The 8,877-nt window shown below is 43.1% G+C and carries 9 protein-coding genes; 7 read left to right on the forward strand and 2 right to left on the reverse strand.

The annotated features are described in order from the left end of the window. Together DP116_RS24655 and coaE are read left to right on the forward strand one after the other, a co-directional pair. A partial coding sequence (locus tag DP116_RS24655; RefSeq protein ID WP_169157666.1) for a uroporphyrinogen-III synthase occupies window positions 1-654 on the forward strand: 654 nt, incomplete at its 5' end. Window positions 655-877: 223 nt separating this feature from the next. Next, window positions 878-1,468 carry a dephospho-CoA kinase gene (gene coaE, locus DP116_RS24660; protein WP_169157667.1) on the forward strand — a complete coding sequence of 197 codons (591 nt, stop codon included), beginning with the start codon at window positions 878-880 and terminating at the stop codon, window positions 1,466-1,468. A gap of 21 nt (window positions 1,469-1,489) precedes the next feature. Here coaE and DP116_RS24665 read toward each other — a convergent pair whose 3' ends face one another. Then, the gene (locus DP116_RS24665) at window positions 1,490-2,344 is read right to left on the reverse strand and encodes an FAD-binding domain-containing protein (RefSeq protein ID WP_169157668.1); all 855 of its coding nucleotides are present in this window, start codon (window positions 2,342-2,344) and stop codon (window positions 1,490-1,492) included. Between the two features lie 205 nt (window positions 2,345-2,549). Between DP116_RS24665 and DP116_RS24670 the strand changes: the two genes are divergently transcribed. After that, window positions 2,550-4,070: a serine/threonine-protein kinase gene (locus tag DP116_RS24670; protein ID WP_169157669.1), complete on the forward strand. Its 1,521-nt coding sequence runs from the start codon at window positions 2,550-2,552 to the stop codon at window positions 4,068-4,070. A gap of 23 nt (window positions 4,071-4,093) precedes the next feature. On the opposite strand, the gene DP116_RS24675 is transcribed toward DP116_RS24670, so the two are convergent. Beyond that, on the reverse strand, window positions 4,094-4,648 hold the full coding sequence (locus tag DP116_RS24675; protein ID WP_169157670.1) for a Uma2 family endonuclease: 555 nt from the start codon (window positions 4,646-4,648) through the stop codon (window positions 4,094-4,096). 125 nt (window positions 4,649-4,773) lie between these two features. Here DP116_RS24675 and DP116_RS24680 point away from each other — a divergent pair, with 125 nt between their 5' ends. The 4 genes from DP116_RS24680 (at window position 4,774) to DP116_RS24695 (ending at window position 8,771) form a co-directional block, all read left to right on the forward strand. After that, window positions 4,774-5,400: a type I restriction endonuclease gene (locus DP116_RS24680; RefSeq protein ID WP_169157671.1), complete on the forward strand. Its 627-nt coding sequence runs from the start codon at window positions 4,774-4,776 to the stop codon at window positions 5,398-5,400. A 5-nt stretch (window positions 5,401-5,405) separates the two neighbouring features. Beyond that, window positions 5,406-6,572, forward strand: coding sequence for a cysteine desulfurase family protein (locus tag DP116_RS24685; protein ID WP_169157672.1), 1,167 nt, complete (start codon window positions 5,406-5,408; stop codon window positions 6,570-6,572). A gap of 377 nt (window positions 6,573-6,949) precedes the next feature. Further along, complete coding sequence (locus tag DP116_RS24690; RefSeq protein ID WP_169157673.1) at window positions 6,950-7,768, forward strand: VanW family protein; 819 nt, start codon at window positions 6,950-6,952, stop codon at window positions 7,766-7,768. Further along, window positions 7,728-8,771: an Ldh family oxidoreductase gene (locus DP116_RS24695; protein ID WP_169157674.1), complete on the forward strand. Its 1,044-nt coding sequence runs from the start codon at window positions 7,728-7,730 to the stop codon at window positions 8,769-8,771. Before DP116_RS24690 ends, DP116_RS24695 begins: the two co-directional genes overlap by 41 nt. The last annotated feature ends 106 nt before the right edge of the window (window positions 8,772-8,877 follow it).

The raw sequence follows: 8,877 nt of genomic DNA on the forward strand, positions 1-8,877 counted from the left end.
ATCGCCCACATATCCGACTTCCACTGGTTAATTCTCACTTCCACTAATGGTGTAGGCTACTTCTTTGAAAGACTCTTCGCACAGGGTAAAGATGCTCGTGCTTTAGCTAAAATCAAAATTGCCGTTGTTGGTGAAAAAACGGCTCAACGTCTCAATCAACACAGTCTACAACCAGACTTTATTCCTCCTAACTTTGTTGCAGATTCTTTGGTGGAAAACTTTCCTGAAGAACTCACAGGTAAAAAAGTTTTGTTTCCCAGAGTCGAAAGCGGCGGACGGGAAATTTTAGTCCAACAATTCACCGCAAAAGGCGCAGAAGTGATAGAAGTAGCGGCTTATCAATCTTGCTGTCCCAAAAGTGTATCTCCTTCAGCAGAGTTAGCCCTTGAAAGTGGAACTGTAGATGTTATTACCTTTGCGAGTTCCAAAACTGTACAATTTTTCTATCAACTTGCACAAAAGATATTCTTTGAAGACTCTCAGAACAATCAATCTTTGGTAACTGATGCATTAAATGGAGTTTGTATTGCTTCCATTGGTCCTCAAACCTCTAAAACTTGTCGTTCCATATTTGGTCGTGTAGATGTAGAAGCTGAGGAATATACCTTAGATGGATTGACTCAAGCACTGATAAAATGGTCAACAAATTCATAATCATAACTGCGGATGTACAAGCTTTGCACAGAGATAATTTATCTGCGTCCAAAACTCGTGCATCTGCGGTTTCATATTCAAAAAACTAAAAATAACTCACATCAAGTTCACCTAATTACTTACAATAAAAAACCTCACCCCCATCCCCTCTCCTTACTAAGGAGAGGGGTGCCCGGAGGGCGGGGTGAGGTTCTTTTTTTAATAGTCATCCGGACGTGATATCATGATTCAACGCATCATCGGGTTAACTGGAGGTATTGCGACAGGCAAAACGACTGTTGCTAATTATTTGGCTAGTGCTTACAACTTGCCCATTTTAGATGCAGATATCTATGCCAGAGAAGCTGTATCTGTCGGTTCGCCCATTTTACAAGAAATTGCTCAACGCTATGGAGAAGAAATTTTACTCACAGACGGTAACCTCAACCGTCAAAAGCTGGGTGAGATTATTTTTAACAAGCAAGAGGAACGCATCTGGGTAGAGGGTTTAATTCATCCTTATGTGGGCGATCGCTTTCTCAAAGAAATTGCCCTATCACCTGCACAAACATTGGTGTTAGTTATCCCTTTGCTATTTGAAGCAGGAATGACCGATTTAGTCACAGAAATTTGGGTAGTCAGTTGTTCTGAACAACAGCAACTGCAAAGATTGATGCAGCGAAATCACTTAACTTTAGACCAAGCACAAGCCCGTATCAAAAGTCAAATGTCGATAGCAGAAAAAGTAGCCCGTGCGGATGTTGTGTTGGATAATTCTTCCACTCTTGAAGTGCTGCTGAAACAGATAGATACAGCCATTTCAAAAATTTTGTAGCTGTGACAACTGCTTTTAGTTTTACCTTTTACCTTTCTTTCCTTTTTGCCAACTTTGGCTATTAGGTTGTTTCGTAAATTCCCCTTTAGGAAACAGCCGCGTTTCTAGTTCTTCATAACTTCCTTCAAAGTCACACTTACCATATAAAGGGCATTTTCGACAATAAACGCCTTCGGTGTAGCGTTCCAGGTTTTCGCGGTTGAAAAAATAAGGTTTGTGGCTAAAAGTGCTGGCTACCCACTGCCATGACATATTATTGCTTGCAGGATCACCATCTAGAAGATGTTCCAGAAACCATTTTGCCCCCGCTTGCCAACGAATGCGTCGCCAATGGATGATATAAGCTGCCATCCACATTCGTGCATGGTTGTGCAAGTATCCAGTTTCTCGTAAATCCTGACTGAAGCTGTCGATGCACACTCGTCCTGTGGTGCCTTGTTTGATATCATCAGGTAATTTTGGGGCATATTCAGCGATAGTATATCCAGTTTTGTATTCCTCTTCGTCTTTCCAGATGCGATCGCCTAGCTTCACATAAAGCCTTTGCCAATAGTCACGCCAACCCAACTCATTCACAAGTTTAGTTGCATCATCTTGGTGTTTGACGCGCCCAAGGACATCATCCCGAATTTCTCGTAAGCTGAGAACACCATAGCGAATATAAGGAGATAATCGCGTTACCGCACCTGTAAAAAAGTTACGTGTTTTCGCGTAGCGTGCAGGGTCTACTTTTTGTAGTGCCTCAACAGCAGCTTTGCGTCCACCCACAGTTTTGCTGATGTGGTTATCGCGTTCTGTGGCTTTGGGAAATTGTTCGCGGAGGTAGGCTACCAACTCATCGCGGTTGGCAAAGTCGCGTCGCATATCTTTAGTCATTGTGTATCAAAGTTGCAGGTTAAGATTGCCGAACGACAAAAGTCGTGGCTAGACAAACGAATCTTGTGGAGGCAGGCTAGTCTCTTATTATATCGAATTCATACTTAAAATCAGCAACGCCAGATTTATTTCAGGTTGTGTATCAGGCAGCAGCTTATTTTCTCCTGTAGGTTATGATGTTTGCATATTTACTGTTGCCAAACCAATGAGCCTGTGCATAAATCCTCACTGCCAGAAGCCTGAGAATCCTGACAACATCTTGTTTTGTCAAAATTGTGGCTCAGAACTGTTGCTAGAAGGACGCTATCGGGCGATGCGTCGGCTAGGAGGTGGTGGCTTTGGTGTGACATATGAGGTGAACGAGGTACGAAGCAACATTCCTAAAGTTCTCAAAGTTCTGATCAACAATCAACCCAAAGCGGTAGAACTATTTCAGCGGGAAGCAGAAGTTCTTGCTCTGTTGAATCATCCAGGAATTCCCAAAGTGGAATCAAACAACTACTTTGTCTATTTTCCTAGAAATAGTCAACAGCCCCTGCATTGTCTGGTGATGGAGAAAGTAGAGGGGTTGGACTTGTATGAATACATGAGACAGCGAGATCATCGCCCTATAAATCAAAAGTTAGCAGTGCAATGGTTGACTGAGATTGTCACTATCCTGCAACAAGTCCACAGCCAGAACTTTTTTCATCGGGATATCAAGCCACCTAACATTATGCTTAGGGCAGATGGGCATCTAGTGCTAATTGATTTTGGCACAGCACGGGCACTTACACAAACCTACTGGTCGGCACAGTCTCAAGGTAATGTTACAGGAGTTGTTTCCGCAGGCTATACTCCAACAGAGCAAATGAGTGGTCAAGCTGTACCACAGTCTGATTTTTTTGCTTTGGGACGCACGTTTGTATATTTGCTCACAGGAAAAGAACCAACTGACCCAGCAATTTATGACTCTTACAATAATGAGTCACGCTGGCGTAGTCATACTCCTAATATCTTGCCAACTCTTGCTGATTTGATTGACCGAATGATGGCGCATTTACCCAGTCAGCGACCTGCTAATACTCAGGAGATTTTACAACGGTTGGCAGCGATCGACCAAGCTTTGAATCCGCCTCAGCGACCTTTCACATCAACTCCACCAGTAAATTCTCCTGGAGTTCCACCTACGCAGCCAGTAAGAACACCTCAACCAACATCCAGCCAACCAGTAAGTGGATCTAAACCACCTGTGAAATTTCAGCTTACACCCATCGAAAAACGCTTATGGAATCAGTGGGTTTTTGCTAATGTTGTGGGTATGATGACCTTTGGCTTATTGCTTCCAATCACGCAATGGTTGGTACTACGCCGGAGAATCCGGAGGGCTGGCTGGTGGTTGTTGGCAAGTATTGTATATCTATATCCGCTCCAACGGTTTTTTGTGACAGGTCGTGTAGATCAATATCAGCTCTCTTGTGCGCTCCTCATCGAATTAATCACGCAATGGTTGGTGCTGAGGCGACAGGTTTTGCATGCTGGTTGGTGGATATCGGCATATATTGTAGGCGCTGTCTCGGGCTTTCTTGTGGGGATGATTGCAAGTGTTGCTATATACTCAGTGGTACGCATTACAGAGCCGATAGTCGTTTATGTTGTTGGGACTGCTGCAGATGGTGCTACTTATGGAGCAATTACAGGACGTGAGCTAATTCGACTCTTACGACATCCAGTTTCACAACCTTAAAGATAACAGTTCTACCGTTGATATTACTCAAACACGGGAGGCCATAGTTCAGAAATAGCGATTTCCCAACCAGGAAATAACTCTGGGATAATTAGCTTATCCTCACCCGCCAGCAGTTCCACTTCACCAACTCGACGATATACACTAACATTTCGCTTATCTGGATTAATCAGTATCCCAACTTGCGCCCCCAATTGCAAAAATAGCTGAATCTTCTCTTCAATTGGACGAACACGGTCTGTTTTCGATTTAATTTCCACAACCAAATCCGGAACCAAGTTAGCAAAGTCCCGTACAGTACGTTTCAGTCTTTGTGCTGATACAAAAGAAACATCTGGTGCTCGTAAGTCAGTATTTGGCATGATGAAGCCACCACTGGAATCAAACACCCGTCCAAGTTTGCGGGGGTTAACCCAGGTTTTGAGTAAGTAAATAAACTCAGCCCCAATTTCACTCGATTCAATATCTGATGGTCCCATGACGATGATGTTACCTTCTTGTAGTTCTAGCTGGTAGTCGCGCTGGTCTTCTTGTAGTTTTTCTTGCAGTCTTTCTAAATCCTGGATGGTGAGAGTCATAGAAACCTCAACAGTGAGTCTGCTCTTATGGCTATCTTACTCGTCAATGACTAAACGTACAATTTTGCCAGAATAGGATATGACATCAGAGTTTAACATTAAGATAATAACGAGTATAAAAAACTATGATTCAAGTCATCCAAGCACAAAACGTCACCCTTGGCTATTTAGAAGAAAGATTTGGGCTACAACAGGCTGAGAATGAAGATTTTTTTACAGAATGGTTTGATATTTTGCCAGATATTACGGATTTAGAAAAGCAATATCTAGACAGAGTAAAGTTTCATTTTCTTCGTTTAGTCAAACGTCCTCCTTTATTGGAAGAAGCAGTGAAATTAGTGGTGTTATCCCCCTTACTCAGTCTGGCTGGATTTTATGATGATCCTTTTTTTATTAAAAGTGAACAATCTATAGAGATTTCCTTGGAGGACGAGGGAGAAATTGTACGTGGACGTATTGATGTGTTAGTTATCCAACAACAATTATGGTTATTGATAATTGAATCTAAAAGAGCTAGTTTTTCTCTTCTAGAAGCTATTCCCCAAGCACTCGCTTATATGCTAGCTAATCCTCAATTAGAAAAACCTCTATTTGGGTTAGTCATGAATGGTAGTGATTTTATTTTTCTGAAACTTACTAGGGTAAATCAGCCAGAGTATGCTTTGTCTGACCAATTTACACTTTTGAGACGCGAGAATGAATTATATAAGGTTCTCAGTATATTAAAGAAACTGGGTACAATTTTAATTTGATAATTATGTCTAGTCGCCCTATCTACCTCGACTCTCACGCTACCACACCTGTAGATGAACGAGTACTAGCAGCAATGCTACCCTTTTTTACAGAACACTTTGGTAACCCCTCCAGCATCAATCACCTTTATGGCTGGGAAGCAGAAGCTGCTGTTAAGCAAACACGAGAAATTTTAGCAACAGCCATAAACGCCACTCCAGAAGAAATTGTGTTCACCAGTGGTGCGACAGAAGCGAATAATTTAGCTATCAAAGGTGTTGCAGAAGCCTATTTTCAAAAAGGACAGCATATTATTACTGTTGCAACAGAACATAGTGCAGTTCTTGACCCTTGCAAGTATTTAAAAACTCTTGGTTTTGAAATCACAATCCTTCCAGTCCAAAAAGATGGACTGATTGATTTAACAGAGTTAGAAAAAGCTTTCCGTCCTGAGACAATTCTCGTTTCGGTGATGGCTGCGAATAATGAAATTGGGGTTTTGCAGCCATTGGCAGAAATTGGTGCAAGGTGTCGAGAACGCAATGTCCTTTTCCACACCGACGCCGCCCAAGCTATTGGTAAAATCCCTCTTGATGTGCAAGCAATGAAAATTGACCTAATGTCGCTAACAGCACATAAAATCTACGGTGCCAAGGGTATTGGTGCATTATATGTCCGTCGCCGCAATCCCAGAGTACAACTTGCTCCTCAGCAGCATGGTGGTGGACACGAACGGGGTATGCGTTCTGGCACTTTGTATACACCGCAAATCGTAGGATTTGGTAAGGCGGTTGAGATTGCTTTAGAAGAACAAGCAACAGAAAACCAACGCCTCACACAGTTAAGACAAAGATTGTGGGAAAAACTTTCTCAATTAGAAGGAATTCATCTGAACGGACATCCCACCCAGCGACTCCCAGGAAATTTAAGTATCAGTGTTGAAGGAGTAGACGGATCTGCACTATTGCTGGGATTACAACCAGTGATGGCGGTGTCTTCTGGTTCTGCTTGTTCCTCAGCAACGACTGCACCTTCCCATGTTCTCATGGCATTGGGACACTCAGAACAACAGGCTTATGCGTCGATACGCTTTGGTATAGGACGCTTCAACACAATTGAGGAAATTGACAAAGTTGCAGAACATACTATTTCTACGATTCAAAGTTTACGCAAGCAGGCTTTGAGGGTGTAAATTGAATCGTATCAGATGCAAGAAACGCAGAAACTATAGCGGTTCTGATTTGAATCACATACATCACCCATAATGTAGAGACGTAGCATGTGAGTCCAGCGCTGCGGTCCTTGTTTCCCTCCGGAGCCACTTCTGTGCGGGGGTTCCCCCCGTTGAAGAATGTGGCGTCAGGCGACTGGCGAACCCGGAGGGCTACGTCTCTACAACTGTATATTGCACCCAACACCAGAAGTGCTATAGATTTTATCTGCGTGCAATACTCCGTGTATCTGCGGTTTCATATCAAAGTTCACGTAAATAAACTTTACTTGCAATGCGTAACAGTTAACTGCTAAAAGGTATTACTTAATAACTGAAAATTCAGATTTAAAAACAGCATGAATCAATTACCCCAAAGCCTAAAAGCCTTAATTCGCCAAAAACTTAAAGATACTAAAGCGCTTTGGCAAGGCTATGCATTTCACCATGCTTACATACAAGACACAGAAAACTCCAGCTACTGCTACCAATGGAGTGAAATAACCACTCCAATTAAACAGCGTTCTGGTTTTCCTGAAGTCAACGAAAATCGCCTCTGGAATATGCAACTGGCGGCGAAGGATATTCATGGACTCATCTTAAATCCTGGGCAAATTTTCGACTTTTGGAATCGTGTTGCGCGTCCTACTGTTGCGAATGGCTTTCGAGAGGGTCCCACTTTGCTAGGAAATCGCCTCATGACTGATGTCGGAGGTGGATTATGTCAAATTTCTACGACTCTGTTCCAAGCACTCCTTTGGGCAGATTGTGATATTCTAGAACGCTATAACCACTCGATTGATGCTCATGGAGAAACGCGCTTTTTCACTCTTGGTCAAGATGCAACGGTGGCTTATGGCTATAAAAATCTCATCACAAGGAACAATAGTCAAATTCCCTTGCAGTTACGCTTGCAGGTTTTAGGTGAAAAGGCTGTGGTTGTAGCAAGTGTCTGGAGTACTGAACCATTACCTGTTGAAGTTAAAATCACCTCAACGGTTTTAGAAAAACTCCCTGCACCTAGCGCACACGATATGTGTGGTTGGCGGGTTGAAACAATTCGTTATGTGCGTCTAAAAGAATGTCCGAATACAGAATGGCAAACTAACTACCATACACTTGATGTCTACAAACCCCATGTCAAGCTACATCAAAATCTCAGCCCCATCCCTGTATAGTTTTTTAGATGAAGTTCTCTCACCCTACCAGCTATTAGGAGAAGTCGCAGAGGCTTTGAAGACGCATCTGGTAGAAGCAAACCTTTGTGGAATGGATTCTCACGGTTTGCAACAAATTATCGGTTATGTCAAAAGTCTACAAAGTGGGCGAATCAATCCTCAGCCTCAGTTGCGCGTGAATTCAGAACGCCCGACTATGATTCGGATTGATGGCGATCGCACTCCCGGACAGTATGCCGGGCAAGTAGCAATGGATACAGCCCTTGCCGCTGCACGTCAGTTTGGTATGGCAGTTGTTGGCGTCAGCAACAGCAATCACTTTGGTATGGCAGGTTACTATACCCGCATGGCTGCTGAGGCAGGAATGATTGGTTTTGCTACCAGTGATACGAATGGTGTAGACCTTGCTCCCTATGGGGGAAGAAAAGCAAAACTTGGTAACAATCCGATTTCCTGGGGAATTCCGACAGGGACACCACAACCCATCATTTTGGATATGGCAGCCGGAACGGTGAGTGGGGGTAAAGTCAAACACTTTGGTTATCAGGGTTTACCGATACCCTTGGGTTGGGGACTCACGGAAGCAGGAGAACCAACCCAGAACCCCAAGCAGGTGGCGGTGAATTTGCCAGCTTCTTATAAAGGTTCTGGGTTGGCGTTCGTCGCAGATTTATTATGCGGTCCACTTTTGGGTACCGCAGCAGCCATGTTTAAAACTAAAGCAATTCATGATAGTGCTAACGGTACAGGACATTTCTTTTGGGTACTAGATGTAGAGGCTTGGACGAATCGAGAGGAATTTGAGGAACGGGTGCAAAGTGCGATCGCCTCCCTTAAACAAACCCCCCGCCTTGATGTCAACCAACCGATTTATTATCCAGGAGAACTAGAAGCCATCACTCGCGAAGAACGTCTATTAACGGGTATTCCCATACCTCAAGCTTTGATTGATGATTTGGCAGTTTATTTTGGGGAAGATAGTGTTTCTGGGTTAAGTGGTTAGATTTCAAAACAGTTATCAGTTACCAGTTATCAGTTATCAGTTATCAGTTACCAGTTTGAAGAAGAATTCAGCAATTCTGAATTCAGTATTCAGAAGGAAGAAAAAA

This window comes from Brasilonema bromeliae SPC951, assembly GCF_012912135.1.
GTDB lineage: Bacteria > Cyanobacteriota > Cyanobacteriia > Cyanobacteriales > Nostocaceae > Brasilonema > Brasilonema bromeliae.